The 26,935-nt window shown below is 55.0% G+C and carries 27 protein-coding genes; 13 read left to right on the top strand and 14 right to left on the bottom strand.

Translation table 11 applies throughout. The features are described 5' to 3' along the window. The first annotated feature begins 172 nt into the window (after positions 1 to 172). The 8 genes from GVO84_RS19725 to GVO84_RS19690 all read left to right on the top strand — a co-directional run bounded on the left by GVO84_RS19725 (position 173) and on the right by GVO84_RS19690 (position 10,167). Entirely contained in the window at positions 173 to 1,609 is a 1,437-nt protein-coding gene (locus tag GVO84_RS19725; protein WP_159514978.1) for a PAAR domain-containing protein, read from the top strand. Further along, positions 1,602 to 2,006: a hypothetical protein gene (locus GVO84_RS19720; RefSeq protein ID WP_023333553.1), complete on the top strand. Its 405-nt coding sequence runs from the start codon at positions 1,602 to 1,604 to the stop codon at positions 2,004 to 2,006. The genes GVO84_RS19725 and GVO84_RS19720 overlap by 8 nt, the downstream gene beginning before the upstream one ends. Before the next feature lie 696 nt (positions 2,007 to 2,702). Next, complete coding sequence (tdcA, locus tag GVO84_RS19715; RefSeq protein ID WP_008501504.1) at positions 2,703 to 3,623, top strand: transcriptional regulator TdcA; 921 nt, start codon at positions 2,703 to 2,705, stop codon at positions 3,621 to 3,623. Positions 3,624 to 3,724: 101 nt separating this feature from the next. After that, complete coding sequence (gene tdcB / locus GVO84_RS19710) at positions 3,725 to 4,714, top strand: bifunctional threonine ammonia-lyase/L-serine ammonia-lyase TdcB (RefSeq protein WP_159514977.1); 990 nt, start codon at positions 3,725 to 3,727, stop codon at positions 4,712 to 4,714. A gap of 9 nt (positions 4,715 to 4,723) precedes the next feature. Then, on the top strand, positions 4,724 to 6,055 hold the full coding sequence (gene tdcC, locus GVO84_RS19705; RefSeq protein ID WP_023333551.1) for a threonine/serine transporter TdcC: 1,332 nt from the start codon (positions 4,724 to 4,726) through the stop codon (positions 6,053 to 6,055). Between the two features lie 30 nt (positions 6,056 to 6,085). Then, on the top strand, positions 6,086 to 7,294 hold the full coding sequence (gene tdcD / locus GVO84_RS19700) for a propionate kinase (protein WP_159515675.1): 1,209 nt from the start codon (positions 6,086 to 6,088) through the stop codon (positions 7,292 to 7,294). Positions 7,295 to 7,309: 15 nt separating this feature from the next. Beyond that, positions 7,310 to 9,604 carry a formate C-acetyltransferase gene (gene pflB / locus GVO84_RS19695; RefSeq protein WP_121424736.1) on the top strand — a complete coding sequence of 765 codons (2,295 nt, stop codon included), beginning with the start codon at positions 7,310 to 7,312 and terminating at the stop codon, positions 9,602 to 9,604. A gap of 152 nt (positions 9,605 to 9,756) precedes the next feature. Beyond that, positions 9,757 to 10,167 carry a Spy/CpxP family protein refolding chaperone gene (locus GVO84_RS19690; RefSeq protein WP_121424735.1) on the top strand — a complete coding sequence of 137 codons (411 nt, stop codon included), beginning with the start codon at positions 9,757 to 9,759 and terminating at the stop codon, positions 10,165 to 10,167. On the opposite strand, the gene GVO84_RS19685 is transcribed toward GVO84_RS19690, so the two are convergent. Further along, positions 10,160 to 10,342 (bottom strand): hypothetical protein, encoded by a 183-nt coding sequence (locus tag GVO84_RS19685; RefSeq protein WP_147430012.1) that lies wholly within the window; start codon positions 10,340 to 10,342, stop codon positions 10,160 to 10,162. The two genes, GVO84_RS19690 and GVO84_RS19685, sit on opposite strands and share 8 nt — an antisense overlap. An 86-nt stretch (positions 10,343 to 10,428) precedes the next feature. On the opposite strand from GVO84_RS19685, the gene GVO84_RS19680 reads away from it, so the two are divergent. Together GVO84_RS19680 and GVO84_RS19675 are read left to right on the top strand one after the other, a co-directional pair. Then, a complete protein-coding gene (locus GVO84_RS19680; RefSeq protein WP_159514976.1) occupies positions 10,429 to 11,760 on the top strand; it encodes an amino acid permease in 1,332 nt (443 codons plus the stop codon). A gap of 20 nt (positions 11,761 to 11,780) precedes the next feature. Next, a complete protein-coding gene (locus GVO84_RS19675) occupies positions 11,781 to 13,082 on the top strand; it encodes a serine dehydratase subunit alpha family protein (RefSeq protein WP_159514975.1) in 1,302 nt (433 codons plus the stop codon). A gap of 77 nt (positions 13,083 to 13,159) precedes the next feature. Here the strand turns inward: GVO84_RS19675 and GVO84_RS19670 are convergent, their stop codons facing one another. Next, positions 13,160 to 14,302, bottom strand: coding sequence for an IS481 family transposase (locus GVO84_RS19670; RefSeq protein WP_423257749.1), 1,143 nt, complete (start codon positions 14,300 to 14,302; stop codon positions 13,160 to 13,162). A gap of 116 nt (positions 14,303 to 14,418) precedes the next feature. Further along, entirely contained in the window at positions 14,419 to 15,120 is a 702-nt protein-coding gene (locus GVO84_RS19665; RefSeq protein WP_023309295.1) for a pirin family protein, read from the bottom strand. A gap of 104 nt (positions 15,121 to 15,224) precedes the next feature. On the opposite strand from GVO84_RS19665, the gene GVO84_RS19660 reads away from it, so the two are divergent. Next, positions 15,225 to 16,127: a LysR family transcriptional regulator gene (locus tag GVO84_RS19660; protein WP_023333543.1), complete on the top strand. Its 903-nt coding sequence runs from the start codon at positions 15,225 to 15,227 to the stop codon at positions 16,125 to 16,127. Positions 16,128 to 16,168: 41 nt separating this feature from the next. On the opposite strand, the gene GVO84_RS19655 is transcribed toward GVO84_RS19660, so the two are convergent. The 11 genes from GVO84_RS19655 to GVO84_RS19605 form a co-directional block, all read right to left on the bottom strand. Next, entirely contained in the window at positions 16,169 to 16,534 is a 366-nt protein-coding gene (locus GVO84_RS19655; RefSeq protein WP_023294635.1) for a DUF805 domain-containing protein, read from the bottom strand. Positions 16,535 to 16,641: 107 nt separating this feature from the next. Then, positions 16,642 to 17,628, bottom strand: a complete 987-nt coding sequence (locus tag GVO84_RS19650) for a glutathione S-transferase family protein (RefSeq protein WP_159514973.1) — start codon at positions 17,626 to 17,628, stop codon at positions 16,642 to 16,644. Positions 17,629 to 17,699: 71 nt separating this feature from the next. After that, the gene (locus tag GVO84_RS19645; RefSeq protein WP_023309292.1) at positions 17,700 to 18,092 is read right to left on the bottom strand and encodes a DoxX family protein; all 393 of its coding nucleotides are present in this window, start codon (positions 18,090 to 18,092) and stop codon (positions 17,700 to 17,702) included. A 254-nt stretch (positions 18,093 to 18,346) separates the two neighbouring features. After that, positions 18,347 to 18,643, bottom strand: coding sequence for a YqjK-like family protein (locus GVO84_RS19640; RefSeq protein ID WP_032659774.1), 297 nt, complete (start codon positions 18,641 to 18,643; stop codon positions 18,347 to 18,349). Between the two features lie 2 nt (positions 18,644 to 18,645). After that, a complete protein-coding gene (locus GVO84_RS19635; protein WP_023333540.1) occupies positions 18,646 to 19,038 on the bottom strand; it encodes a phage holin family protein in 393 nt (130 codons plus the stop codon). A gap of 1 nt (position 19,039) precedes the next feature. After that, positions 19,040 to 19,345 (bottom strand): DUF883 family protein, encoded by a 306-nt coding sequence (locus tag GVO84_RS19630; protein WP_008503141.1) that lies wholly within the window; start codon positions 19,343 to 19,345, stop codon positions 19,040 to 19,042. A gap of 31 nt (positions 19,346 to 19,376) precedes the next feature. Continuing rightward, complete coding sequence (locus GVO84_RS19625) at positions 19,377 to 19,745, bottom strand: DUF1090 domain-containing protein (protein ID WP_159514972.1); 369 nt, start codon at positions 19,743 to 19,745, stop codon at positions 19,377 to 19,379. Positions 19,746 to 19,887: 142 nt separating this feature from the next. Continuing rightward, a complete protein-coding gene (gene mzrA, locus GVO84_RS19620) occupies positions 19,888 to 20,271 on the bottom strand; it encodes an EnvZ/OmpR regulon moderator MzrA (protein ID WP_121424730.1) in 384 nt (127 codons plus the stop codon). Between the two features lie 2 nt (positions 20,272 to 20,273). Next, positions 20,274 to 20,936, bottom strand: coding sequence for a DedA family general envelope maintenance protein YqjA (gene yqjA / locus GVO84_RS19615; protein ID WP_023309289.1), 663 nt, complete (start codon positions 20,934 to 20,936; stop codon positions 20,274 to 20,276). Positions 20,937 to 21,280: 344 nt separating this feature from the next. Continuing rightward, positions 21,281 to 22,057 carry a transcriptional regulator ExuR gene (gene exuR, locus GVO84_RS19610; RefSeq protein ID WP_023309288.1) on the bottom strand — a complete coding sequence of 259 codons (777 nt, stop codon included), beginning with the start codon at positions 22,055 to 22,057 and terminating at the stop codon, positions 21,281 to 21,283. 115 nt (positions 22,058 to 22,172) lie between these two features. Continuing rightward, positions 22,173 to 23,471, bottom strand: a complete 1,299-nt coding sequence (locus tag GVO84_RS19605; RefSeq protein WP_159514971.1) for an MFS transporter — start codon at positions 23,469 to 23,471, stop codon at positions 22,173 to 22,175. Between the two features lie 476 nt (positions 23,472 to 23,947). Between GVO84_RS19605 and uxaC the strand changes: the two genes are divergently transcribed. Beyond that, positions 23,948 to 25,360: a glucuronate isomerase gene (uxaC, locus tag GVO84_RS19600; RefSeq protein WP_159514970.1), complete on the top strand. Its 1,413-nt coding sequence runs from the start codon at positions 23,948 to 23,950 to the stop codon at positions 25,358 to 25,360. 17 nt (positions 25,361 to 25,377) lie between these two features. After that, entirely contained in the window at positions 25,378 to 26,865 is a 1,488-nt protein-coding gene (locus GVO84_RS19595) for a UxaA family hydrolase (protein ID WP_159514969.1), read from the top strand. The last annotated feature ends 70 nt before the right edge of the window (positions 26,866 to 26,935 follow it).

Below are 26,935 nucleotides of genomic sequence, written 5' to 3'. Positions count from 1 at the left end.
CGGGTGTAAAAAATGGGATACATCAGCGGTTGTCTTCTTTCCTGCCCTCCATTACGTATACCTATTGAGTAATACCTGATTAAGTTTTACTTAAGTCTGATGTTTCTTGTTTGAGAGATTATTGCTTGTAAACTGTCCAGCATTGTTATTTCCATAACAAGTAGAGGGACTTATGGCAACAGGTTATTATCTCCGGGTTGGAGACCAAACTACCTGTGGTGGCAAAATCTTAACCGGAACCCCGGTAATAGATTGGTACGGTGCTAACGCTGCGCGTGAAGGCGATTTTGTTTCTTGTGGAAAAAATCCAGGTGTTTCCTACAAAATTATCGGGGGCACAGAGGGATTTTTGGACAAAACGCAGCAGTTAGCCGGAACATTGGATAGTATTAGCTCCTGCCCGTGCAAGGCGAAGTTCATTCCTTCCATTCCGGACTGTTATGAAAAAGAAATTGTATCTTCGTCAAGACGTTCAAATGTAGTGGCAGCGTCCCCAGTCGCGCTGATGCCAAAACTTCGTTCAGAGCCGGAACCAGAACAGCACGCCCAGACTGCGAAAAAGAAAACAGGAATAGACGCAGGTTTTGCCATTATCCCTTATGGTGGCACTACGGAAGCCTGGCAACATCTGTTATTCACAGAGAGCCCACCTGCAGGTGTAAAAGAACTCTTTGCCGCGCTGAACGGCCGGGATGCAAGATATAAAGCCGGTTCTATTCTGCTGGTGGTGGACCCTGATAAGCAGGACAACGAACAAATTGCACATATGCAGGCCGCGAAAGCGCGAGTTGATGCCGCGTTAGCTCCTCTCTCCATTCAGCAAGCCAACTTTCTCTACAAGTACAAAGACACCATTGAGATGTTCGCTGCTGCTGCCAGTACGGCGAGCGATACTTATGGATACTCAGGACAAGCAACCGAAGCCGCGAAAGGGTATTTTGAACAGGTAGAAAAAATCCTTGTCGAGATCGAGAAAACCTACAAGAACCAGTACATCACCAGCGGCACACTGATCGGTGAACAATTCTTTATTGAGCGCCGTCGCCTGTTCGGGCAACTCGATAGCGTGCTGAAAATGTTCATGAAGCATCGTTTCATGTTCAATGAATACACCGACCTTAAAAGCGCCCTCGGCCTTTCCAGCCGTTCAATCACTCACCGCTGGAATGAAACAGGCATTAGCGATATAGAGGGTTACGCCACCCACATTGAGAAGCTGGCGAAGTACGTCAAGTGGATGGAAACAGCAGGGAAGATTGGCATTGGTCTGTCTGCCTTTGATACTGCCGCAAAGATCACCGAAGCCTGCACTGTGGGCCGAGATTGTGCGAAAACGTCGTTTACTTCCATTGGGGAGTTTGCAGGTAGCTTAGCTGGGGGGGCTTTGGCAAGTAGAATTCTCCAGGGAAGTGCAGCAAGTACAATCTGTGCAGTCGTGCTGGGTGCTGCAACCATTGAAGCTGCTGGTGCTGGAGCACTACTTTGTACGATTGGGGTTAGTGGGGGGATAGCATACGGAACTGATAAAGCTCTAAGCGAATTGTCCGGGGCTACTGGCGAGTTCATTGGGGAAAAACTAGGCCTTTATGAGGTAACCAGCAATGATTGATATAAAAATGATTTTTATAATAATTATGCTTATAGGCTTATTATTCTTGGCAGCCAGCGTCATCGCCTCACTTCTGAACAGGAAGAGATTTAAGGAGATCTGCCTGCTATACAAAGAGAAATTCGGCAGCCTTCCCGATGCGGTATTACTGTTCGAGAACGTTAACTCACTTTACTTCAAGGGCGCATACGGCATAAAAACGCAGTTTATAATCATGCCGCTATTGTGGAATAAAAGCTCAATACTGACCAAAAATGATGATAAAGACTTCATCCGGGGATTACCAAAAAGGATTATCAGGCCTTTCTATGTAGAAGCATTTCTTGGTCTGATTAGTATAGTATTTTTTGTCATTGCTGGGATTTTGATGTTGGCGATAAAACACGGTTGGGTGTGAAAGACGCGTCTTTTGTAGGGCTTTACTCTGTCACACGGAGTGAGATACAGTCTGCGGCACAAGGCAACCCCAGCGCCGCCCGGCACCGGACAAACGACATCAATTCTCATATTTGCGACATTAAGCACATTTCACTGTTTTTATCCCCTCAGTATCGCTCCTGAATCTGTAGACGATCGCCATCACAAAATTTCACGCTAAAAAACGCGAGATTTCCAGTATTGATAATTTGTTATGATTGTTACCTTAATGATCGCGAAACTTTTCTCGTTTGATATACATATATTGAATTCAAATACATTTCCCCCATGAATATGTGACGTATTCCACTCTTTTCCGCCAGCCTGAAAATTCACGTCGTAAAAAATTGATAAATTGAAAGAATGTTTCAAACAAATAGCGGTTATTTATTGGCCTTTAATTGCCTGAAATATCGTCTTTATTGATTTTTTCCAGACGGTAAAATTTATCCTGGTTATCGCCATAAAATAAATTTATTACCGCAATTTTTGTTGATCAATATCAGCATAGTAGCGTATTTATCCTATGGTATCCATTTGATAAATATCTATTTTATTGGTTTTTTGAGGTGTGAGTTAAGGGGGCTGGAAAGCAAATTGTGAGTAACAGCACATACCCCTTCAAACATTATTGAGTAGAATTCACCCCGTCATAGGGAAATAAGTGCAGAATATTATGAACACTATTATTCTACCGAAAACACAGCACCTCGTGGTATTTCAGGAAGTCATTAAAAGTGGCTCCATAGGTTCTGCAGCAAGACAGCTGGGTCTGACGCAACCCGCCGTCAGCAAAATCATCAGCGATATTGAATCCTACTTCGGCGTGGAAGTGATGGTGCGTAAAAACACCGGCGTAAAACTCACTGCCGCGGGCCAGGTTCTGCTCTCGTACTCTGAGTCGATCACCCGCGAAATGAAAAACATGGTGAGTGAGATTAACAGCCTGAGTTTCAGTACCGTTATGGACGTCTCCTTTGGTTACCCGTCGCTGATCGGCTTTACCTTCCTGTCTGAGATGATCAAAAAATTCAAGGAAGTGTTCCCGAAAGCACGGGTCTCGATGTATGAAGCCCAGCTCTCCTCTTTCCTTCCGGCCATTCGCGATGGTCGTCTGGATTTCGCTATCGGCACGCTGAGCGATGAAATGCTGCTGCAGGATCTTCACGTCGAACCGCTGTTTGAGTCCGAGTTTGTGCTGGTCGCCAGCAAAACGCGAACGTGCACCGGCCCGACGACACTGGCATCGCTCACTCACGAGCAGTGGGTGATGCCGCAAACCGATATGGGCTACTACAAAGAACTTCTGACCACCCTGCAAGACAACCACATCAGCATCGAAAACATCGTCCAGACCGATTCCGTCGTCACCATTTATAACCTTGTCCTGAATGCCGATTATCTGACGGTGATTCCCCGCGACATGATAGCACCGTTCGGTTCTGACCAGTTTATTGTGCTGCCAGTGGAAGATGAATTACCCGTAGCGCGTTATGCCGCCGTGTGGTCAAAAAATTACAGGATTAAAAAATCGGCGTCAGTATTAGTTGAGCTGGCAAAACAATATTCGTCGATGAATATCGAAAGACGACGATGAATAATTAGTATCCATTTTAAAAACACCCAGAGCGTTAACGTGTTAACGCGCTGATACCCTGACTTTGCCTGAAAAGAATGAATTATTATAACGAGGATATTATGCATATTACCTACGATCTCCCGGTAACGATTGAAGATATTCAGGACGCCAGAAAACGACTGGCAGGAAAAATATATAAAACCGGTATGCCACGTTCGAATTATCTCAGCGAACGCTGTAAGGGCGAAATATTCCTGAAGTTTGAGAACATGCAGCGTACCGGCTCGTTTAAGATCCGCGGCGCGTTTAACAAGTTAAGCTCGCTGACCGACGCTGAAAAACGCAAAGGCGTTGTCGCCTGCTCCGCGGGGAACCACGCGCAGGGAGTGTCCCTCTCCTGCGCCATGCTCGGCATCGACGGTAAAGTGGTGATGCCGATGGGCGCGCCGAAATCCAAGGTTGCCGCTACCCGCGACTACTCCGCAGAAGTCGTGCTGCACGGTGAAAATTTCAACGACACCATCGCCAAAGTCAGCGAAATCGTCGAGATGGAAGGGCGTATTTTTATTCCCCCTTACGACGATGCCAAAGTGATCGCCGGGCAGGGCACCATCGGTCTGGAAATTCTCGAAGATTTATACGACGTGGATAACGTCATTGTGCCTATCGGCGGTGGCGGTTTAATTGCCGGGATTGCGACGGCGATTAAATCCATCAACCCCACCATTAATATTATCGGCGTGCAGTCAGAGAATGTTCACGGTATGGCGGCATCGTATCAGGCGGGAGAAATTATAAACCATCGCGTCACCGGCACATTAGCGGACGGTTGCGATGTCTCTCGTCCGGGTAAATTAACCTTCGAAATCGTTCGTGAATTAGTCGATGACATTGTGCTGGTCAGCGAAGACAACATTCGCGACAGCATGATTGCGCTTATTCAGCGAAATAAAGTGGTGACGGAAGGCGCGGGTGCGCTGGCCTGTGCCGCGTTATTAAGCGGCAAGCTTGACCACTATATTCAGGGTCGTAAAACCGTCTGCATTATTTCCGGCGGCAATATCGATCTCTCCCGTGTTTCCCAAATTACCGGCTTCGTTGACGCATAAAGGTGACCTATGAGCAACACAGAAAGCATTATCGTTGGCCAGACAAAAACGTCCTCCTGGCGTAAGTCTGATACCACCTGGACGCTTGGCCTGTTTGGTACCGCCATTGGCGCAGGCGTGCTGTTCTTCCCCATTCGCGCAGGCTTTGGTGGATTGATCCCTATCCTGCTGATGCTGGTTCTCGCGTTCCCGATTGCGTTTTACTGCCACCGCGCGCTGGCGCGTTTGTGTCTGTCCGGCAGCAACGTCTCCGGCAACATCACCGAAACGGTGGAAGAGCACTTTGGTAAGACCGGTGGGGTGGTGATCACTTTCCTCTACTTCTTCGCCATTTGCCCGCTGCTGTGGATTTACGGCGTCACCATTACCAACACCTTTATGACCTTCTGGGAAAACCAGCTCCAGCTGCCTGCGCTGAACCGCGGCGTGGTGGCGCTGTTCCTGCTGCTGCTGATGGCCTTTGTTATCTGGTTTGGTAAAGACCTGATGGTGAAGGTCATGAGCTTCCTGGTGTTCCCGTTTATCGCGAGCCTGGTGCTGATTTCCCTGTCGCTGATCCCTTACTGGAACTCGGCGGTGATCGACCAGGTCAACCTGAGCGATATCGCCTTCACCGGTCATGACGGCATACTGGTCACGGTGTGGCTGGGTATCTCCATCATGGTCTTCTCCTTTAACTTCTCGCCTATCGTCTCCTCGTTTGTGGTCTCCAAGCGCGAAGAGTACGAACCTGAGTTCGGTAAAGAGTTTACCGAGCAGAAATGTTCCAAAATCATCGGTCGCGCCAGCCTGCTGATGGTGGCCGTGGTGATGTTCTTCGCCTTTAGCTGTCTGTTTACGCTCTCTCCGCAGAACATGGCGGATGCCAAGGCGCAGAACATTCCGGTGCTCTCCTACCTGGCGAACCACTTTGCGTCGATGTCCGGAACCAAATCGACGTTCGCGACGGTGCTGGAATACGGTGCCTCCATCATCGCGCTGGTGGCTATCTTCAAATCCTTCTTCGGCCACTACCTGGGCACGCTGGAAGGGCTGAACGGCCTGATCCTCAAGTTCGGCTACAAGGGCGACAAGAAGAAAGTCTCTGTTGGCAAACTGAATACCATCAGCATGGTGTTCATCATGGGCTCCACCTGGGTTGTGGCCTACGCCAACCCGAACATTCTGGACCTTATTGAAGCCATGGGTGCGCCAATCATCGCCTCTCTGCTGTGCCTGCTGCCGATGTATGCCATCCGCAAGGCACCGGCGCTGGCGAAATACAAAGGGCGTACCGAGAACATCTTCGTTACCGCGGTCGGCCTGCTGACCATTCTGAATATCGTTTACAAACTGTTCTAACCCATTGCTCAGGAAGAGCGGAGTCACATGATGATTGAGTTTCCGGTTGTACTGGTTATTAACTGCGGATCGTCCTCTGTTAAGTTTTCGGTGCTCGACGCCAGCAGCTGCGATGCCCTGATGACGGGCATTACAGACGGAATCAACACCGAGAAGGCCTTTATTTCCGTGAACGGGGGTGAGCCGGCCAGGCTGGCTCACCAGGACTACGAAGGGGCGCTGGCTGCCATCGCCCTGGAGCTGGAGAAGCGTAATCTGATGCGCAGCGTGGCCTTAATTGGCCACCGCATTGCGCACGGCGGCGACCTCTTCAGCGAGTCAACCCTGATCACGGAAGAGGTTATCGAGCAGATCCGCCAGGTCTCCCCGCTGGCGCCGCTGCATAACTACGCCAACCTGAGCGGCGTGGAAGCCGCAGAGCGCCTGTTCCCGGGCGTGCAGCAGGTGGCGGTATTTGACACCAGTTTCCACCAGACGCTGCCGCCGCAGGCGTATCTGTACGGATTGCCGTACCGCTATTTTGAAGCGCTGGGCGTGCGCCGCTACGGCTTCCACGGCACCTCTCACCGCTACGTGGCCGCGCAGGCGCATACGCTTCTCGGGCTGTCCCCCGATGACAGCGGCCTGGTGATTGCCCATCTCGGCAACGGGGCGTCCATCTGCGCGGTGCGCAACGGCGAAAGCGTCGATACCTCGATGGGGATGACGCCGCTGGAAGGGCTGGTAATGGGGACGCGCTGCGGCGACGTGGACTTCGGCGCGATGGCGTGGATTGCCCAGCAGACCGGGCAGTCGTTCGAGGATCTGGAGCGCGTGGTCAATAAAGAGTCCGGATTGCTTGGGATCTCCGGCATCTCCTCCGATTTACGCACGCTGGAGAAAGCCTGGCACGAAGGTAACGAGCGGGCACAGCTGGCAATACACACCTTTGTTCACCGCATTGCGCGACATATCGCCGGGCACGCGGCGTCGCTGCACCGCCTGGATGGGGTGGTCTTTACCGGCGGCATTGGCGAAAACTCGAAGCTTGTCCGCGCGCTGGTGGCGGAACATCTGAACGTGTTCGGCATCCGCCTCGACGACGCCAAAAATGCCCTGCCTGGCAGCGCGGGTGAGCGCGTGATCTCCACCGAGTCGTCCCGCGTGGCCTGCGCGGTTATCCCTACCAACGAAGAAAAAATGATCGCGCTGGACGCCCTCCGTCTTGGGAAGGTTACCCCGGCCGCGGCTTACGCCTGATAAAGCGAGAAACACATGAAAGTAACAATCGATACGGGCGTCGCGCCCTACAGCGACGCATGGGCCGGGTTTCGCGGTGAAGAATGGAAAAACGCCGTCAACGTCCGCGATTTTATTCAGCATAACTACACCCCTTATGAAGGCGATGAAGCTTTCCTCGCGCAGGCGACGCCAGCAACGACGGCGCTGTGGCAGAAGGTAATGGTCGGTATTCGCCAGGAGAACGCCACCCACGCCCCGGTGGATTTTGACACCAACATTGCCACCACTATTACGGCCCACGGGCCGGGCTATATCGACCAGGATCTGGAGACGATCGTCGGTCTGCAAACCGATAAGCCGCTCAAGCGCGCGCTCCATCCGTACGGCGGGATCAACATGATCCGCAGTTCGTTCGAAGCCTACGGCCGCGAGATGGATCCGCAGTTCGAATACCTGTTTACCGACCTGCGCAAAACCCACAACCAGGGCGTGTTTGACGTCTACTCCCCGGAGATGATGCGCTGTCGTAAATCCGGCGTGCTGACCGGTCTGCCGGACGGCTACGGGCGCGGACGCATCATTGGTGACTATCGTCGCGTGGCGCTGTACGGGATCGCATATCTGGTGCGCGAGCGTGAGCTGCAGTTCGCCGATCTGCAGGGCAGGCTGGAGCGCGGTGAAGATCTGGAGGCGACGATCCGCCTGCGTGAAGAGCTGGCGGAGCACAAGCGCGCGCTGCTGCAGATCCAGCAGATGGCGGCGAACTATGGCTTTGATATCTCACGCCCGGCGATGAACGCCCAGGAAGCGGTGCAGTGGGTCTATTTTGCCTACCTTGCCGCGGTGAAATCCCAGAACGGTGGGGCGATGTCGCTGGGGCGCACGGCCTCGTTCCTCGATATCTACATTGAACGCGACATGCAGGCAGGAAGGCTGAATGAAGTCCAGGCGCAGGAGCTGATCGACCACTTCATCATGAAGATCCGCATGGTGCGCTTCCTGCGCACGCCGGAGTTCGACACGCTCTTCTCCGGCGATCCGATCTGGGCGACGGAAGTGATCGGCGGCATGGGGCTGGACGGGCGCACGCTGGTGACCAAAAACAGCTTCCGCTATCTGCATACCCTGCACACCATGGGGCCTGCGCCGGAGCCGAACCTGACGATCCTCTGGTCTGAACAACTGCCGATCGCGTTCAAGAAATACGCCGCGCAGGTGTCGATCGTCACCTCTTCGCTGCAGTATGAGAACGACGATCTGATGCGTGCGGACTTCAACAGCGACGACTACGCCATTGCCTGCTGCGTCAGCCCGATGGTGATCGGCAAGCAGATGCAGTTCTTTGGCGCGCGCGCCAACCTCGCCAAAACGCTGCTGTACGCGATCAACGGCGGGGTGGACGAGAAGCTGAAGATCCAGGTCGGCCCGAAAACCGAGCCGCTGCTGGATGACGTGCTGGATTACGACACCGTGATGGCGAGCCTCGATCACTTTATGGACTGGCTGGCGGTGCAGTACATCAGCGCCCTGAATCTCATTCACTACATGCATGATAAGTACAGCTACGAAGCCTCGCTGATGGCGCTGCACGACCGGGACGTCTATCGCACCATGGCCTGCGGCATTGCCGGGCTGTCGGTAGCGGCGGATTCCCTGTCGGCCATTAAATATGCCACGGTGAAGCCGGTGCGCGACCATACCGGACTGGCGGTCGATTTCGTGATTGAAGGAGATTATCCGCAGTACGGCAACAACGACGACCGCGTGGACAGCATCGCCTGCGACCTGGTGGAGCGCTTTATGAAGAAAATCCAGGCGCTGCCAACCTACCGCAACGCGGTCCCAACCCAGTCGATCCTGACCATCACCTCCAACGTGGTTTACGGCCAGAAGACCGGGAACACGCCGGACGGACGCCGCGGCGGCACGCCGTTTGCGCCAGGCGCGAACCCGATGCACGGCCGCGACAGAAAAGGGGCGGTGGCCTCGTTAACCTCGGTCGCCAAGCTGCCGTTCACCTATGCGAAAGACGGGATCTCCTACACCTTCTCCATCGTGCCGCAGGCGCTGGGCAAGGACGAGCTGGTGCGCAAAACCAACCTGGTAGGGCTACTGGACGGATACTTCCACCACGAAGCGTCCATTGAGGGCGGGCAGCACCTGAACGTCAACGTCATGAACCGGGAAATGCTCCTCGATGCCATTGCGCATCCCGAGAATTACCCGAACCTGACGATCCGCGTGTCGGGCTATGCGGTGCGGTTTAACGCCCTGACGCGCGAGCAGCAGCAGGATGTGATTTCAAGGACGTTTACGCATTCCATCTGACGCAAATGCCGCCTCATGCCCCCTCAGCGCAGGGGGCATTTTTTTGCCCGCTAAACATACAAAATTGTTTATATAATTACTCACACATATTCATCCGCTCTTGAAAAACAATACGCCTGCTTTCCCCTATAACAGCATGTAAGGACAGTAAGATGATGAAAATGACCCGTATTGCGCTGGTCGCCGCCTCGCTGGCAGTGTGCAGTTTTACGGCACAGGCCGCGAACGTTGAGGCAGCCCCGTCTCCCTCGCAGGATCCGCTGGTACAGCACCTGAAGCTCAGCAATGAGCAGGTGAAGAAGATTGAAGATCTGCATAAGCAGCTGGAACAAAATGTCAGCAACATTCCGATGACGGGCGTGAAGGACGGCGCGCTGATCGACATGTTCCAGGCGGGCAAATGGGACGAAAGTACGGTGAAAAGCCAGCTTACCGCATTCAGCAAAATTGAAGAGCAGACCCGTTATTACCGCGTGAAGTATTACTTCGACGTCAGTCAGGTATTGACGCCGGAGCAGCGCAAGCAGATCAGAACCGATATGGCTAACGCGCTGGCTAATTGATTTCCTGCCCGCGCATGGCGCGGGTATTTATTTCTTGATCGCCGTCACTTTTAGAAAATTTACGCTCAGCGTCCACATACAGCAGCAAAATTTCCTCTCGAAACAGAATATCCTTATTAATGTTGTGACCTTTTTCTCCCGCGGTCCGGATATGATCTTCCCACACCAATAACACACACCTGCAATCCTCTGAATCGCAATCGCTGGCGATCGGAAACCTATAAAAACAACTGTTTACCCTACAAAATAAGCGAGTGCCCAATGGATACGGCAACAAACAGCAGTGTGATTGTGAGTGATTCCGCCGCGGCAAGGCGAGCGGGAATGAGCGAGACCGAGTGGCAAGCGGCAATTAAATTCGACAGCACCGACACGGGCTGGGTCATCATGAGTATCGGGATGGCTATCGGCGCGGGGATTGTTTTTCTCCCTGTCCAGGTCGGGTTAATGGGCCTGTGGGTATTTTTGCTCTCATCAATCATTGGCTATCCGGCCATGTATTTATTCCAGCGTCTGTTTATTAATACCCTGGCGGAATCGCCGGAGTGCAAAGACTACCCGAGCGTCATTAGCGGTTATTTAGGTAAGAACTGGGGGATTTTATTAGGTGCGCTTTATTTCGTGATGCTGGTGATCTGGATGTTTGTCTATTCCACGGCCATAACCAACGACAGCGCATCGTATTTGCATACCTTTGGCGTGACCGACCATTTGCTCTCTGAGAATCCGTTTTACGGGTTATTCCTGATCTGTATTCTGGTGGCGATCTCCTCGCGAGGGGAAAAGCTGCTGTTTAAAGTCTCCAGCCTGATGGTGCTGACCAAACTATTTGTGGTCGCGGCGCTGGGGCTATCGATGATTGGCCTCTGGCATCTGGCCAACGTGGGCATGCTGCCGCCCGTGGGGCTGCTGGTAAAAAACGCCATCATTACGCTGCCCTTTACCTTAACCTCCATTCTGTTTATTCAGACCTTAAGCCCGATGGTGATCTCGTACCGTTCACGGGAAAAATCTGTGGAGGTAGCGCGCCATAAAGCGCTGCGGGCGATGAATATTGCCTTTGGCGTGCTGTTTGTGACGGTCTTCTTCTACGCCGTCTCCTTTACGCTGGCGATGGGGCACGATGAGGCGGTTAAAGCCTACGAGCAGAATATTTCGGCTCTGGCGATTGCGGCACAGTTTATCAGCGGCGACGGCGCGGGGTGGGTCAAAATCGTCAGCGTGATCCTGAATATCTTTGCGGTAATGACCGCCTTTTTCGGCGTCTATCTCGGCTTTCGTGAGGCCACGCAGGGCATCGTGATGAACATCCTGCGCCGCAAAATGCCGGCAGAGAAAATCAGTGAAAACGCCGTCCAGCGCGGGATTATGCTGTTCGCTATCCTGCTGGCCTGGAGCGCCATTCTCTTAAACGCGCCGGTGTTGAGCTTCACCTCCATTTGCAGCCCTATCTTCGGCATGGTGGGCTGCCTGATCCCTGCATGGCTGGTCTATAAGGTCCCGGCACTGCATAAATATAAAGGCGTATCGCTGGCGATCATTGTCATCACCGGGCTACTGCTTTGTGTTTCTCCTTTCCTCGCATTCTCCTGAGGGTAATTAAGGTCGTAACGATGTCTAAGCAAACTCATCCTTTATGGAATCAATTTATACGCGCGGTGCAGGAAGAAGTTAAACCGGCACTTGGATGTACCGAACCCGTCTCTCTGGCGCTGGCCTGCGCGATGGCCGCAGACCTTCTGCCGGGTGAAGTGACGCAGATTGAGGCGTGGGTCTCGCCGAACCTGATGAAAAACGGGCTTGGCGTGACGGTACCGGGCACCGGCATGGTCGGATTACCCATTGCGGCGGCGCTGGGGGCAACCGGTGGGAATGCACAGGCCGGGCTGGAGGTGCTAAAAGACGCCTCAGCCGAGGCGCTGGTGCAGGCCAAATCCCTGCTGAACTCTGGCAAGGTGCAGGTGAAACTGCAGGAGCCGTGCGATGAAATCCTCTACTCGCGTGCATGCGTGCATGCCGGGGATACCTCGGCAATGGTGACCATCGCCGGCGGGCATACCCGGGTGGTGGAGGTGGTTTGTCAGGGCGAAACGCGCTTTACGCTTGACGATCGGCAATGTCAGACGAAAGACGATCCGCTGGCGGTACTCTCAACTACCACGCTGTCGCAGATCCTGGAATTTGTTGAGCAGGTTCCGTTTAAGTTGATTCGCTTCATTCTGGAATCTGGAAAGCTGAACGATGCGCTCTCCCGGGAAGGGCTCAGCGGGAAGTGGGGGCTGCACATTGGCGCAACGCTCGATAAGCAGCGCTCGCGCGGATGGATGGCGCAGGATCTGGGTTCAGACATTGTTATTCGCACCAGTGCGGCATCGGACGCCCGCATGGGCGGCGCGACGCTGCCGGCGATGAGCAATTCGGGTTCCGGCAATCAGGGGATTGCCGCCACCATGCCGGTGGTGGTGGTAGCGGAGCACGTTCAGGCTGACGACGAACGGCTGGCGCGAGCGCTGATGCTGTCACATCTTTCGGCTATCTATATCCATTTCCAGCTTCCGCGCCTGTCGGCGCTATGTGCCGCAACAACGGCGGCGATGGGGGCGTCGGCGGGCATGGCGTGGTTGATGGGCGGCAGTTACCAGACGATTGCAATGGCCATCAGCAGCATGATCGGGGACGTCAGCGGGATGATCTGCGACGGCGCTTCTAACAGCTGCGCGATGAAAGTCTCGACCAGCGTGGCAAGTGCCTGGAAAGCGGTGATGATGGCGCTGGATGATTCGGCCGTGACGGGCAACGAGGGGATAGTGGCGCACGATGTGGAGCAGTCGATCGCAAACCTGTGCGCGCTGGCGTGCCGCTCAATGCAGGAAACGGACCGGCAGATTATTGAGATTATGGCGAGTAAGGTGTAGCGCATTTCCCTCTCCCATTGGGAGTGTACAGTCCGGGGACATGGTAGACAGGTGTTCGGGGACATGGTGAACACTTTTTAACATCCTTTACCCATGGTGATCGACTTTTTCTTCAGGTCGATCACCCCCACTTTCGTGCTGTACCACCACACCTCGTAGCGGCCGTCTTCCTGCATCTCCTTCAGCCCGACCCGTTCTCCCCTGAACGCCTTGCCTGCCTTCAGACTTACCCCTTTCACGCTCAGCTTTCCGCTGATATCCACTTTCCTGACCATCACGCCCTCGTCGTATTCCGGGGGCGTTGTGCTGCCGCTGTACTGCCGCGCTGACGGCTGATACCGCGAGCCCGGTACCGCCATATCCAGCGCCTCGTGCGGGCGTTCAAGGTTATACACCGTGCGCCAGTGGTCGAAGGCGCGCTGCAGTTCACCGCTGTCTGCGAACCATTTTCCCTGCAGCACTTCCGCCTTCAGGCTGCGGTGAAAACGCTCCAGCTTGCCCTGCGTCTGCGGATGATAAGGCCGGGAGTGCCCCACGCGGATACCGTGGCGCATCAGCCACAGCTCCAGCGCCGTCCAGGTGCCGGTGGTGTCGCCCCACGGTGAGCCGTTGTCCATCGTCATCCGGTCCGGCAGGCCGTAACGCTCAAACACGCTGACAAGCTGCTGCTGCACGGTCTCGCGACGTTCATCGGTACAGTGCGCCAGGCACAGGGAAAAACGGGAGTGGTCGTCCAGCAGGGTGAGCGGATGGCAGCGGCCGCCGCCAAAGGGAAAATGGCCCTTAAAATCCATCTGCCAGAGGCGGTTCGGCGCGTCATATTCGAACCGTCCCGTGGCGGGAATGCCCGGTGTTGCGCCCGGCAGCAGGCCATGACGGGCCATCAGGCTATGGACGGTGCTGAAGGCGGGCATGGTGTGCCCCTGGTCTTCGAGCCAGCGCTTTATCTTGCGGGCGCCCCAGCGCTCATGGCGGTCATGGGCCATGCGCAGCAGGGCTGTGATGTCGTCTGGCGAGCGGTTCGGGGAATGGTGCGGTATGCGCGGACGGTCCTGAAGGCCGGACGTGCCTTCCTGAGCCCAGCGCTGGAGCCACTTGTAGCCGGTGGCAGGTGAAATGCCGAAGCGACGGCAGAGGGAACGGATGTTCGCCCCGTCCTGCGAGGCGAACAAAACAAACTCGGTACGTAATGACATGGTATCTCTCGCATCCCAGGGCATAAGCGACTCCATAAACGGGGTCTTATGCCTTAGTTGTAAGTGTCTACCATGTCCCCGAACAAGTGTTCACTATGTCCCCGGACCGTACAGGGAGAGGGTTAGGGTGAGGGCATTCTTTAAACCGGCAAATCAATCAGCAGCGCGCGCAGCGGCGTATCCGCCACCAGGGTGATATTCGCTTCATCACGAATAAACGCCCCGTCGCCGCAGGTGAGCGCTTCTTTCTCTTCCGTGTGCGTCACCGCATGCACCGTACCGTGAATAGACTGCAAATAGGCGCGCGGACCATGAAGCTGGAAGCTCGCCTGTTCACCTTTCTTCAGCTCGATATGGTGCAGCCACACCTGCTGGCGCAGCTGCAGGCTACCTTTACTGCCGTCCGGAGATGCAATCAGCTGCTGCTTATCGCCCGTTAAATCTAACTTCTGTACCAGCGGATTTTCCCGCTCAGGGCAGGCGTCCAGCCACAGCTGCATGCGGGTCAGCGTTTTGTCTTTGCTGAGGTTATGCTCGCTGTAGCTAATACCCGGCTGCGTGGAAATTAACAACGCTTCGCCAGCCTTTGCCTGGACATGATTGCCCTCGCTGTCGCGGTATTCTGCCTCGCCTTCCAGGATCAGGTTCAGGATATCGACTTTCGGGTACGTACGCGGCTGGAAGGAGGCGCCCGGGGCGAGCACTTCCTGGTTCAACACGCGCAATGAAGCGTAACCGAGGAGTTTAGGGTCAAAGTAGTGTCCAAAGGAAAAGGTGTAGCGGGCCTGCAGCCAACCGAAATCGGCTTGTCCGCACTGTTTAGCTGTTCTTGTCGTAATCATAAACTTGACCTCTCTTTACACTAAAACAATGGTAAAGGTATGGACGCTGCATTGTTAGCCAGATATTCTGCCCGGTATGTTCAAATTTCCTGAATGAGAACGAGATGGCTAAAGAGAGAGCATTGACGCTTGAGGCGCTTCGCGTCATGGACGCAATTGACCGGCGCGGCAGTTTTGCGGCGGCGGCAGATGAGCTGGGGCGCGTTCCGTCTGCGCTAAGCTACACCATGCAGAAGCTGGAGGAAGAGCTGGACGTGGTGCTGTTTGACCGCTCCGGTCATCGAACAAAATTCACCAACGTGGGGCGAATGCTGCTGGAGCGCGGCCGCGTGCTGCTGGAAGCGGCGGACAAGCTTACGACAGACGCGGAAGCGCTGGCGCGCGGCTGGGAAACCCATCTGACGCTGGTGACGGAAGCACTGGTGCCGACTGAAGCGCTGTTCCCACTGGTGGACCGCCTGGCGGCGAAGGCCAATACGCAGCTGTCAATCATCACCGAGGTGCTGGCAGGCGCGTGGGAACGTCTGGAGACGGGCAGGGCGGATATCGTCATTGCGCCGGACATGCACTTCCGTTCCTCATCGGAAATCAACTCGCGCAAGCTTTACAGCGTGATGAACGTCTACGTTGCCGCACCCAATCACCCGATTCACCAGGAGCCGGAGCCGCTTTCAGAGGTGACGCGCGTGAAGTATCGCGGCGTGGCGGTGGCGGATACCGCGCGCGAGCGTCCGGTGCTGACGGTGCAGCTGCTGGATAAGCAGCCTCGTCTGACGGTGACCTCGCTGGAAGACAAGCGGCAGGCGCTGCTGGCGGGTCTGGGCGTGGCGACCATGCCCTACCCGTTCGTGGAAAAAGACATTGCTGAAGGGCGGCTGCGCGTTGTCAGCCCGGAATATAGCCACGAGGTGGATATCATTATGGCGTGGCGTCGCGACAGTATGGGCGAAGCCAAATCATGGTGTTTACGCGAAATACCTAAACTCTTCGCCCACCACAATAAATAAACGAGTAGGCCCGGTAAGCGTAAGCGCCACCGGGCGTTATTTTACGCGCCGATCTTCGGATCCGGACCAAAGCGGTTTTCGCCCGGCGTCCCGCTCTGGCAGTTGAAAATTAAAATCACGATCCAGCCCACAATCGGGATCAACAGCAGCAATAGCCACCACGCTGAACGATCGGTGTCGTGCAGTCGACGGAACAGCACCGCCCATGATGGCAGCAGGACCAACAGGCCATAAATGGTGGTCAGCACGCCTTCACCGCCAGCCCGCTCCCAGCCGAGAATTTTATCCACAATACCCAGCACCATGATAAGGATGAAGTTCACCAGAACGAACATCCAGTACTCTTTGCGGCGGGCACGGCCACCAAATCCAATGTAGTTGCGCAGTACTTTTAAATACCAGTCCATTTTTCCTTGCCTCAATAGTCGGTCAATCACTTGTTTTCTAAGCAATCAAAGTAAGGATAGATGGAGATTGTGAATTAAAAAAGGGCATCCATTGATGCCCTCAATATTTATCCAAAACGGACGTCGCGCCCGTGAGGTTCATCCAGATCTTGCCACGGACCAATGGAGATAATGCCTGTCGGGTTGATGGTTTTGTGGCTGCGGAAATAGTGGGTGCGAATATGGTCGAAGTCGACCGTGTCGGCGATACCCGGCATCTGGTAGATGTCGCGCAGGAAGCCATACAGGTTCAGGTAATCGCTGATGCGGTGCTTGTCGCACTTAAAGTGGGTGACATAGACCGGATCAAAGCGAACCAGCGTGGTCCACAGGCGAATGTCCGCTTCCGTCAGGCGATCGCCCGTCAGGTAGCGATGCTTGCCCAGGAGCTGTTCCAGACGCTCCAGCGATTCAAACACCTTTCCAACCGCCTCGTCATACGCTTCCTGGCTGGTGGCGAAACCGGCCTTGTAGACACCGTTGTTGACGTTGTCGTAAATCCAGCTGTTCAGCTCGTCAATTTTCTCACGCAGCTCAACCGGATAGTAATCTCCGGCACGGGCGCCGTGCGCGTCAAACGCGGTATTGAACATGCGGATGATTTCCGCAGACTCATTGCTGACAATCGTCTGGTTTTTCTTGTCCCACAGCACCGGCACGGTAACTCGCCCGGTGTAATGGGGATCGGCGCGCAGATAGAGCTGGTAAAGGAAATCGTGGTGGTAAAGATCGTCGCCGGTCGCCGCAGGAAAATCACTGTCAAACGTCCAGCCGTTTTCCAGCATCAGCGGGTTCACGACTGAAACCGGAATTAAGGATTCGAGACCTTTAAGCTTGCGCACAATTAGCGTGCGGTGTGCCCACGGGCAGGCAAGCGAAACATAAAGATGATAACGGTCTTTCTCAGCCGCGAAGCCGCCTTCGCCGCTCGGGCCTGGCGCGCCGTCGGCGGTCAGCCAGTTACGGAAGGCCGAAACTGAGCGCTTGAAGCGACCTCCGGTGGATTTGGTGTCATACCAGACATCCTGCCATACGCCGTCTACGAGTTGTCCCATTTTTTCTCCTCCGTCAGATAGCAAAAGCGAGGAGATGTCTCCTCGCTTTGTGTTCATTCAGTATAGCGTGCTTACCATTTCTTATTCAGAACGCGGTCGATGCTGTATGCGCCCGGGCCAGTGACGGCCAGCAGCAGGAAGCCACCCGCGATGGTCAGGTTTTTCATGAACATCAGAGAGTTCACGCCTTCCGCAAAGTTGCTGTGGAAGATGAACGCCGTCAGCACGGTGAAGCCTGCGGTAAACAGCGCGGTGGTACGGGTCAGGAAGCCGAACAGGACTGCCAGGCCGCCGCCGAACTCAAGAAGAATGGTCAGTGGCAACAGGAACCCCGGAACGCCCATGGCTTCCATATACTGCTGGGTACCCGCATAACCGGTGATTTTTCCCCAACCTGCCACGATGAACAGAATTGGCATCAGAATACGCGCGACCAGTACACCAACATCTTCTAATTTTTTCATTTTACTCTCCAGGAAACCACATGAGCGGCTGAACTTTATTTGTCTGCAATTCCGGGTAGATACCGCGGTATTGCTGTCGATGGAGAGCATCATAAACGGGGCAGGTGGCAATTGTTAGCAAGGAAAACTGTCAATCTAATTCAAAGATATTGAGTAAGGGGGGCGTGCGCGCTGGTGCCCTCACCCCAACCCTCTCCCACAGGGAGAGGGCGCAAAAACAAAAAACGGTAACCAGGGTTACCGTTTTGCTTTTATCACCGTAATTGCTGCTGACGGATCGTCGCTTTCACCAGACGCCAGGCGCTCCAGGCGCCAAATCCACGACGCGCCCAGCGGATCAGCATATTCGGATGGCGAACGGACCAGATAGCCATCACGCTGCTGCCGACCAGTGCCCAGGAACGCAGGCTCAGGACGGTATTCCAGCCCCGGTCAAACCGTCGCGTCGCATCAATCCAGTCGCGACGACTGGCCGACAGATCCAGCCGTTGCTGCTGGATCTGGCTTAGCAGGTACGCTTTTCGCTTTTGACGTTCGGCTTTACCGCTCACGGCTAGTCATCCTCCAGCAGGGCGCGATCGTTCGCCAGCTCCTGACGCGTATGGCGCAGGAAAGTGGACTTGCGCGCTTTACGCAGCGTCCAGATACCGCCTATCAACGCGGCGACCAGCAGAACGACGGTGGTGGCAATCATCGCGTTAAGACGATACTGCGGATCGATGGCCCAGATGATTAGCACCATCAGGCTCATCAGACCAAACGCGGCGAAGAGCATGGTCAGCCCGAGCATCAGCAGCATCTGGAAGAGGTTCGCTTTCTCCTCTTCCAGTTCGACCACTGCCAGACGGACGCGCGTTTCGGCAATCCCGACCAGCGTCGTTAAAATACGCTGGCCGATGCCGAGGACGTTGTTAGCAGGCCCTTGTGCGTGACGAGGATCTTCCATATTAACGACGCGTCAGAAGGACACCCAGTACCACACCCACTGCGGCACCAATCCCTACACCCGTCCATGGATTATCACGCACATATTCGTCCGCGCGCGCAGCCGCTTCGCGGGTCTGTTTCGCCAGTGCATCACCGGTTTCACCCAGGCGATAGCGGCTCTCTTTCAGCGCCTGCTCCGCCTTGCTGCGCAGTTTGCTGACCTCTTCTTTTGACTTGTCAGCAGAGGAGTTCAGCACCTCTTCAAGGGTATCGGCCAGGGATTTCAGTTCAGCGCGCAGATGTTCAGACGTCGTATCTTTTGACATGATTCTCTCTCCTGTTGAGATTTCCGTTAACTCAATAATCGCGAGCTTCCAGCGCTTTCAGATCATCCTGCGCTTCTTTCAACTTCTTCTCGCGCTTAGCAATTTTTTCCGCATCCCCTTTCTCTTTCGCTTCCTGCAGGTCGCGACGGCGCTCGGCTATCTCGTCCTTCTGTTCAGCGATTTTCTTCTGGTGGTCGGCACGAAGCTTGCTGTCTGAACAGTTCGCTTTCACTTCGCTCAGCGCTTTTTTAAGACCATCAACACGGTGCTGATTGTTATGCTTTTGGGCATAACCGATCTCACGCTGAATATCCTGTTCTTTCTCCTGACAGAGAGAGTTTGCGAAGGATGCTGTGCTTAAAGAAAAAAGGGCCAGAGCCAGAGTCATGCGGAATTTCATTATCGAAACCTTCCATTGTGTGGCGGCATAAGCCGCTATCCAAAGTTATGCGGAGTACATCGAGGGGTGCTCCGCGTACTTAAGCATAGTAAGTAAACGGGGGATTCACCAAAGTGAGTGAAAAGATTCGGAATCCTGGAAGTTATCCAAACCGATGCGACGTATCGCGAATCAATGAGAGCCAGGCTGCAGGCTGGCTCTCATCTTCCTGCTGAGCAATGATATACCCGTGCGGCAGCGTACGGTCGAGAACCACTTTCGCGGCGGCACTTTGCGCACGGGAATCAAACTTGATCAGTAAAACATCGTCCTGCGGGGTGATGCTCTTAAAGCGGATCCCGTTCGCATCCAGATGATGCCAGACGGAAAAACCGTCAGGCACGCTGGCACCCTGGTTTACCGGGCGGATGGCCAGCGTCGATTCCTGATGCGAAAGCGCGCTCCATGCCAGCAGCAGGGCGCTGAGCACCACCAGTGTAATCATGGCAAAGGCAAAACGGCGCAGAGCGAGCGGTGAGATAACCATCGTCAGCCTCTGGCTCCGTATTTCTTTTTCCACAGGACAACCAGTGAGCCAATCAGGCCGAAGACCAGCAGAACCACGGGCAGCAGCATCAGGCAGGACATCAGCTGGTCTTCATATTTCATAAAGACCGGCGTTTTACCCAGTGCATAGCCCAGCGTCGTCAGAATAAGCACCCATAGCAGGCCGCTCATCCAGTTAAAGAACTGGAAGCGCGCGCTGCTCAATCCCGACAGACCGGCAATGGTGGGCAGCAGGGTGCGAACAAAGGCGATAAAGCGGCCAATCAGCAGCGCGGAAAGCCCGTGCTTATGGAACAGGTGGTGCGCCCGCTGGTGATAATGCGCGGGCAGATGAGAGAGCCAGTTCTGGACGATCCGGGTATTGCCCAGCCATCTTCCCTGGATATAGCTCACCCAGCAGCCGAGGCTGGCCGCAACGGTCAGTAATAAAATGGTGTGTGGAAACGCCATCGCCCCTTTGGCACACAGCACGCCGACAAGCACCAGCAAACTATCACCGGGCAGGAAGGCAGCAGGCAGCAAACCGTTCTCAAGGAACAGGATCATAAACAAGACGAAATAGAGCATGCCAATCATGGAAGGGTTGGCCAGCGTTTCAAAATCCTGCGCCCAGAGGGCATGCAGTAGTTGGGTCAAAAGTTCCATTCAGTGTTCCTGGAAATCGGTTAACGTCACGCCTGTTATCCGGGACAAACAGCACGGCGACATTGTTGTGATTTCATTATGGTCGCTCGCGGACACATTGCGGTGTGGCCAACACTGTTCCCTGTTAATTGGCTGGTTAGCAAGCACTAACTTACAAAATAAGGAATTGAATCCAATTGTAACAAAGCCCAACGTTCTGCGTCACAGAATTTGCAGGGGTGAGTTGATTTTGGCGTAAGCCCAGGAAGTGAGCGAGGGGATTTACAAAGGCTGACACTATATATGTTTTGCTTACCCATATAAGCCGGAAGGCGCAACGTAGCGCCTGCCAGCAGAAAGGTCATCTATTTTGCGGCACTGGATGCCGTATCGAGATGAACAACGGGATTATCGGCAAAAAGATAGCGGTCAGCGTTAAATTCGAAGTCATCGCTGGTTTCGTTGAACAGCATCTGCTTGGTGTTTTCCAGGTGCTGCCACATCGCCAGCTTGGCAGCATGCGGATCTTTACGAATCAGCGCCTTAAGGATTTGGTCGTGATCGTCACACCAGTTGTCGACGGTACGGGAATCGATATGGTCGTGCAGTTTTTTCCAGTACGGGTTGTGAACGCGCTGAGTCCACATTTTTTCTACGATTGCCGCCAGCGCCGTATTTTGGGTTGCCAGGGCGACCTGAACGTGGAACTGAAGATCCCACTCTGAATCGCGGAAACATTTTTCCTTACGGGCGTTCTCCTGGATCTCCATCAACTTCATGATGTCCTGCTTGGTCACCTGCGTGGCTGCAAACTCAGCAATGTTGCTTTCGATCAGCTGGCGAGCCTGGAGCAGCTCAAACGGGCCATAGCTGGCGAATTCCAGACTTTCGTCCGCGACGGGAGAGTGTTTCGGCAGATTAGAAATCACGTGGATGCCGGAGCCTTTGCGTACCTCTACGTAGCCTTCCACTTCCAGCATGATAATCGCTTCACGCACCACGGTGCGGCTCACGCTTTTTTCATCCGCGATAAAGCGCTCGGCGGGAAGTTTATCACCGACAAGATAGACCCCTTGCTCGATGCGATCTTTCAGCTCCGCAGCAAGTTGTTGATATAAACGACGTGGTTCGGTGATTTCCATATGCGCTCCAGGCAGGGTACGGCAGATGATTTGTTATACCACTTTTGCGTGCCACTCTCCAGATTTTGCCATTAAAAAAGCCGCCCGGAGGCGGCTTCGGTGAAACGCATTTTTGCTAACTCTGCGTAGCCGGTTTCCCGAGGGACTCTTTCGCCAGCTCCTCTGCCGATTTGCTTTTCAGCACCGTCCAGATAACCACCGCACCCATCAGGTCGAAGATCGCCAGCACCGCGAACAGCGGGCTGAAGCCGATGGTATCCGCCAGCGCGCCGACCACCAGTGCAAACATGGTGCTCGCGGTCCAGGCGGCCATGCCGGTCAGGCCGTTGGCGGTTGCCACTTCATTACGACCAAAGACGTCAGACGAGAGCGTAATCAGCGCGCCGGACAGGGATTGGTGCGCAAAGCCACCGATGCACAGCAGGGCAATGGCGATGTACGGGCTGGTGAACAGGCCAATCATGCCTGGGCCAATCATCAGCAGCGCGCCCATGGTGACGACCAACTTACGGGAAACTATCAGGTTCACCCCAAACCAGCGCTGGAACAGCGGTGGCAGGTAGCCGCCCACGATACAGCCCAGGTCAGCGAACAGCATTGGCATCCAGGCGAACATCGCGATCTCTTTCAGGTTAAAGCCGTAGACTTTAAACATGAACAGGGGGATCCACGCGTTAAAGGTACCCCAGGCCGGTTCAGCCAGGAAACGCGGCAGGGCGATACCCCAGAACTGACGGGTGCCCAGGATCTGCCAGACGGTCATTTTTTTACCGTTGTTGGTCTGATGCTGCGCTTCCTGACCGCCAATGATGTATTCGCGTTCTTCTTCGGAGAGCTTTTTCTGATCGCGCGGGTGTTTGTAGAAAATCAGCCACGCCATCGCCCAGGCAAAGCTCAGTACGCCAGAGATGATGAACGCCATCTGCCAGCTGTGCATCACGATGGCCCACACCACCAGCGGCGGCGCAATCATAGCCCCGATGGACGAGCCTACGTTGAAGTAGCCGACCGCAATGGAACGCTCTTTTGCCGGGAACCACTCGGAGCTGGCCTTGAGGCCCGCCGGGATCATCGCGGCTTCAGCCGCACCCACCGCACCGCGAGCCAGCGCCAGTCCACCCCAGCTACCTGCCAGCGCGGTTGCACCGCAGAACACTGCCCAGGCGATGGCGAAGAAGGCATAACCGATTTTGGTACCGAGAATGTCCAGCACATAGCCAGCAACAGGCTGCATGATGGTATAAGCCGCGGAATAGGCGGCAATGATGTAGGAGTATTGCTGCGTGGAGATATGCAGCTCTTCCATCAACGTTGGCGCTGCCGCTGCCACGGTGTTACGCGTCAGGTAGCCCAGCACGGTGCCTAACGTCACCAGTGCGATCATATACCAACGTAACCCTTTAATTTTACGCATCTAAAACCTCATCGTTATGTTATTTCCGCGCCAGAGCACGGCAACCTCTCGACCGTTTCCGGGAGCAGTTGTGTAACGGGAGGGGCGTAGCCGGGAGCATGTCCCGGAACGGCCCGAACCTTGCCATAAGTAAGCGTGCATAAGTCGGTATCCGTACCGTTAAACCCGATGTCTCTCACACCGGTAATGCATTCCGTCGGCTGAGTGTTTGCGACGGCGAAAAGATAACTTGTCATACAACTTTAAAAGGTGAGTGACATCACAAATGTATGATTATTTGTGGGGACATTAATCGTTGCGCGCAAAGCCAGTAATAGCGGGGGCTGCAGAAGGGTTTACTCTGTTGAGGGTAATTTATTTGTTGACGTTTATTGATCTCACTCACGAAAAAAGCTTCAGTGGGTGGAAATTGGTGTGATAACTTTGCAGCATATGAACATACGCTTTCTGACGCTCCCGTAATGAGGAAGACGATAATGACGCCGTTTATGACCGAAGATTTTCTGTTAGATACCGAATTTGCTCGCCGCCTGTACCACGACTACGCAAAAGACCAGCCGATTTTCGACTACCACTGCCATTTACCGCCGCAGCAGGTTGCCGAAAATTACCGCTTCAAAAACCTGTATGACATCTGGCTGAAGGGTGACCACTACAAATGGCGCGCCATGCGCACCAACGGCGTCGCCGAGCGCCTGTGTACCGGCGATGCGACCGACCGCGAGAAGTTTGACGCCTGGGCGGCGACCGTTCCGCACACCATCGGCAACCCGCTCTACCACTGGACGCATCTTGAGCTACGCCGTCCGTTTGGCATCACCGGCAAATTGCTCTCCCCAACGACCGCCGATGAAATCTGGGATCGCTGCAACGCGCTGCTGGCGCAGGATAACTTCTCCGCGCGCGGCATCATGAAGCAGATGAACGTGAAGATGGTGGGCACCACCGACGATCCGATTGACTCCCTGGAACATCATGCCGTTGTCGCCAAAGACACCTCTTTTGATATCAAAGTGCTGCCAAGCTGGCGCCCGGACAAAGCCTTCAACATTGAGCAGGCCACCTTCACCGACTACATGGCGAAGCTGGCGGAAGTGTCGGATACCGACATCCGTCGTTTCGCTGACCTGCAAGCCGCGCTGACCAAACGCCTGGATCACTTTGCGGCGCACGGCTGTAAAGTGTCTGACCACGCGCTGGACGTGGTGCTGTTTGCGGAATCAAACGAAGCCGAGCTGGACAGCATCCTTGCGCGTCGTCTCTCCGGCGAAGGCTTGAGCGAGCATGAAGTGGCGCAGTTTAAAACGGCGGTGCTGGTATTCCTCGGTGCGGAATACGCGCGTCGCGGCTGGGTACAGCAGTACCATATCGGCGCGCTGCGCAATAACAACCAGCGCCAGTTCAAACTGATCGGTGCCGACGTGGGCTTTGACTCCATCAACGACCGTCCGCTGGCGGAAGAGCTGTCCAAACTGCTGAGCAAACAGAACGAACAAAACCTGCTGCCAAAAACCATCCTGTACTGCCTGAACCCGCGCGATAACGAAGTGCTGGGTACCATGGTCGGCAACTTCCAGGGCGAAGGGATGCCGGGCAAGATGCAGTTCGGTTCCGGCTGGTGGTTCAACGATCAGAAGGACGGCATGGAGCGTCAGATGACGCAGCTGGCGCAGCTGGGCCTGCTGAGCCGCTTTGTCGGCATGCTGACCGACAGCCGCAGCTTCCTGTCCTATACCCGCCATGAATACTTCCGCCGCATTCTGTGCCAGATGATTGGCCGCTGGGTGCACGCGGGCGAAGCGCCAGCGGATATCCAGCTGCTGGGCGAAATGGTGAAAAACATCTGCTTTAACAATGCGCGTGACTACTTCGCCATTGAACTGAACTAAGGCCGTTTGAGGTTGATATGCAATACATCAAAATCCATTCGCTGGATAACGTGGCCGTCGCGCTGGCTGATTTGACCGAAGGAACGAGCGTCACGTTCGACGGTCAGTCGGTCACGTTGCGCCAGGCTATTGGGCGTGGACACAAATTTGCCCTGATCCCCATTGCGAAAGGGGAGAACGTGGTGAAGTACGGTTTGCCCATCGGTCATGCGCTGGCGGATATTGCGCCGGGTGAATATATTCACTCCCACAATACCCGCACCAATCTGAGCGATCTGGACGAGTACCGCTATCAACCTGATTTCCAGGCGGAAGCCGGGCAGGCGGCAGATCGTGAGGTGCAGATCTACCGTCGCGCCAGCGGCGAGGTGGGGATCCGCAACGAGCTGTGGATCCTCCCTACCGTCGGCTGCGTGAACGGGATTGCGCGTCAGATCCAGACGCGTTTCCTGAAAGAGACCAACGATGCCGAAGGCACTGACGGCGTGCATTTGTTCAGCCACACCTACGGCTGCTCGCAGCTCGGCGACGACCACATCAATACCCGCACCATGCTGCAAAACATGGTACGCCACCCGAACGCGGGCGCGGTGCTGGTGATTGGTCTGGGCTGCGAAAACAACCAGGTGGACGCCTTCCGCGAAACGCTGGGGGAATTCGACCCTGAGCGCGTGCATTTTATGGTGTGTCAGCATCAGGACGACGAAGTGGAAGCGGGCATTGAGCAGCTTCATCAGCTGTATGACGTGATGCGCCACGACAGGCGCGAGCCGGGCAAGCTGAGCGAGCTGAAGTTTGGGCTGGAGTGCGGCGGGTCTGATGGCCTGTCCGGCATTACCGCTAACCCAATGCTGGGCCGCTTCTCGGACTACGTGATTGCCAACGGCGGCACCACGGTGCTGACCGAAGTGCCGGAAATGTTCGGCGCAGAACGTATTCTGATGAGCCACTGCCGCGACGAAGAGACGTTTGAGAAAACCGTCACCATGGTGAACGACTTCAAACAGTACTTCATCGCCCACAATCAGCCGATTTACGAGAACCCGTCGCCGGGCAACAAGGCGGGCGGGATCACCACGCTGGAAGAGAAATCCCTCGGCTGCACTCAGAAAGCGGGCGCGAGCCAGGTGGTTGACGTGCTGCGCTACGGCGAGCGCCTGAAAACGCACGGTCTGAACCTGCTGAGCGCACCGGGCAACGATGCGGTCGCCACCAGCGCGCTGGCGGGTGCCGGCTGCCATATGGTGCTGTTCAGCACCGGGCGCGGTACGCCGTACGGCGGTTTTGTGCCGACGGTGAAAATCGCCACCAACAGCGAGCTGGCGGCGAAGAAAAAGCACTGGATCGATTTTGATGCGGGTCAGCTGATCCACGGCAAAGCCATGCCGCAGCTGCTGACGGAGTTCGTGGACGCTATCGTGGAATTTGCTAACGGCAAGCAGACCTGCAACGAGAAGAACGACTTCCGCGAGCTGGCGATTTTTAAGAGCGGTGTGACGCTTTAATCGGTGCGGCCTGATGCCCTCGCCCACGGGGAGAGGGTACAAACACTAAAAACGGCAACCACATGGTTGC

Origin of the sequence: Enterobacter sp. SM3 (assembly GCF_009811935.2) — a bacterium.
In the GTDB taxonomy this organism is placed as follows: domain Bacteria; phylum Pseudomonadota; class Gammaproteobacteria; order Enterobacterales; family Enterobacteriaceae; genus Enterobacter; species Enterobacter asburiae_D.
Note: the sequence above shows the minus strand (reverse complement) of the source record. Positions and strands in the feature narration are given on the sequence as shown.

Coding starts and splice junctions, on each gene's coding strand:
- GVO84_RS19725 (WP_159514978.1), top strand. CDS start 173: ATGGCAACAGGTTATTATCTCCGGGTTGGAGACCAAACTACCTGTGGT.
- GVO84_RS19720 (WP_023333553.1), top strand. CDS start 1,602: ATGATTGATATAAAAATGATTTTTATAATAATTATGCTTATAGGCTTA.
- tdcA (WP_008501504.1), top strand. CDS start 2,703: ATGAACACTATTATTCTACCGAAAACACAGCACCTCGTGGTATTTCAG.
- tdcB (WP_159514977.1), top strand. CDS start 3,725: ATGCATATTACCTACGATCTCCCGGTAACGATTGAAGATATTCAGGAC.
- tdcC (WP_023333551.1), top strand. CDS start 4,724: ATGAGCAACACAGAAAGCATTATCGTTGGCCAGACAAAAACGTCCTCC.
- tdcD (WP_159515675.1), top strand. CDS start 6,086: ATGATTGAGTTTCCGGTTGTACTGGTTATTAACTGCGGATCGTCCTCT.
- pflB (WP_121424736.1), top strand. CDS start 7,310: ATGAAAGTAACAATCGATACGGGCGTCGCGCCCTACAGCGACGCATGG.
- GVO84_RS19690 (WP_121424735.1), top strand. CDS start 9,757: ATGATGAAAATGACCCGTATTGCGCTGGTCGCCGCCTCGCTGGCAGTG.
- GVO84_RS19680 (WP_159514976.1), top strand. CDS start 10,429: ATGGATACGGCAACAAACAGCAGTGTGATTGTGAGTGATTCCGCCGCG.
- GVO84_RS19675 (WP_159514975.1), top strand. CDS start 11,781: ATGTCTAAGCAAACTCATCCTTTATGGAATCAATTTATACGCGCGGTG.
- GVO84_RS19670 (WP_423257749.1), bottom strand. CDS start 14,302: ATGCCCTGGGATGCGAGAGATACCATGTCATTACGTACCGAGTTTGTT.
- GVO84_RS19665 (WP_023309295.1), bottom strand. CDS start 15,120: ATGATTACGACAAGAACAGCTAAACAGTGCGGACAAGCCGATTTCGGT.
- GVO84_RS19660 (WP_023333543.1), top strand. CDS start 15,225: ATGGCTAAAGAGAGAGCATTGACGCTTGAGGCGCTTCGCGTCATGGAC.
- GVO84_RS19655 (WP_023294635.1), bottom strand. CDS start 16,534: ATGGACTGGTATTTAAAAGTACTGCGCAACTACATTGGATTTGGTGGC.
- GVO84_RS19650 (WP_159514973.1), bottom strand. CDS start 17,628: ATGGGACAACTCGTAGACGGCGTATGGCAGGATGTCTGGTATGACACC.
- GVO84_RS19645 (WP_023309292.1), bottom strand. CDS start 18,092: ATGAAAAAATTAGAAGATGTTGGTGTACTGGTCGCGCGTATTCTGATG.
- GVO84_RS19635 (WP_023333540.1), bottom strand. CDS start 19,038: ATGGAAGATCCTCGTCACGCACAAGGGCCTGCTAACAACGTCCTCGGC.
- GVO84_RS19630 (WP_008503141.1), bottom strand. CDS start 19,345: ATGTCAAAAGATACGACGTCTGAACATCTGCGCGCTGAACTGAAATCC.
- GVO84_RS19625 (WP_159514972.1), bottom strand. CDS start 19,745: ATGAAATTCCGCATGACTCTGGCTCTGGCCCTTTTTTCTTTAAGCACA.
- mzrA (WP_121424730.1), bottom strand. CDS start 20,271: ATGGTTATCTCACCGCTCGCTCTGCGCCGTTTTGCCTTTGCCATGATT.
- yqjA (WP_023309289.1), bottom strand. CDS start 20,936: ATGGAACTTTTGACCCAACTACTGCATGCCCTCTGGGCGCAGGATTTT.
- exuR (WP_023309288.1), bottom strand. CDS start 22,057: ATGGAAATCACCGAACCACGTCGTTTATATCAACAACTTGCTGCGGAG.
- GVO84_RS19605 (WP_159514971.1), bottom strand. CDS start 23,471: ATGCGTAAAATTAAAGGGTTACGTTGGTATATGATCGCACTGGTGACG.
- uxaC (WP_159514970.1), top strand. CDS start 23,948: ATGACGCCGTTTATGACCGAAGATTTTCTGTTAGATACCGAATTTGCT.
- GVO84_RS19595 (WP_159514969.1), top strand. CDS start 25,378: ATGCAATACATCAAAATCCATTCGCTGGATAACGTGGCCGTCGCGCTG.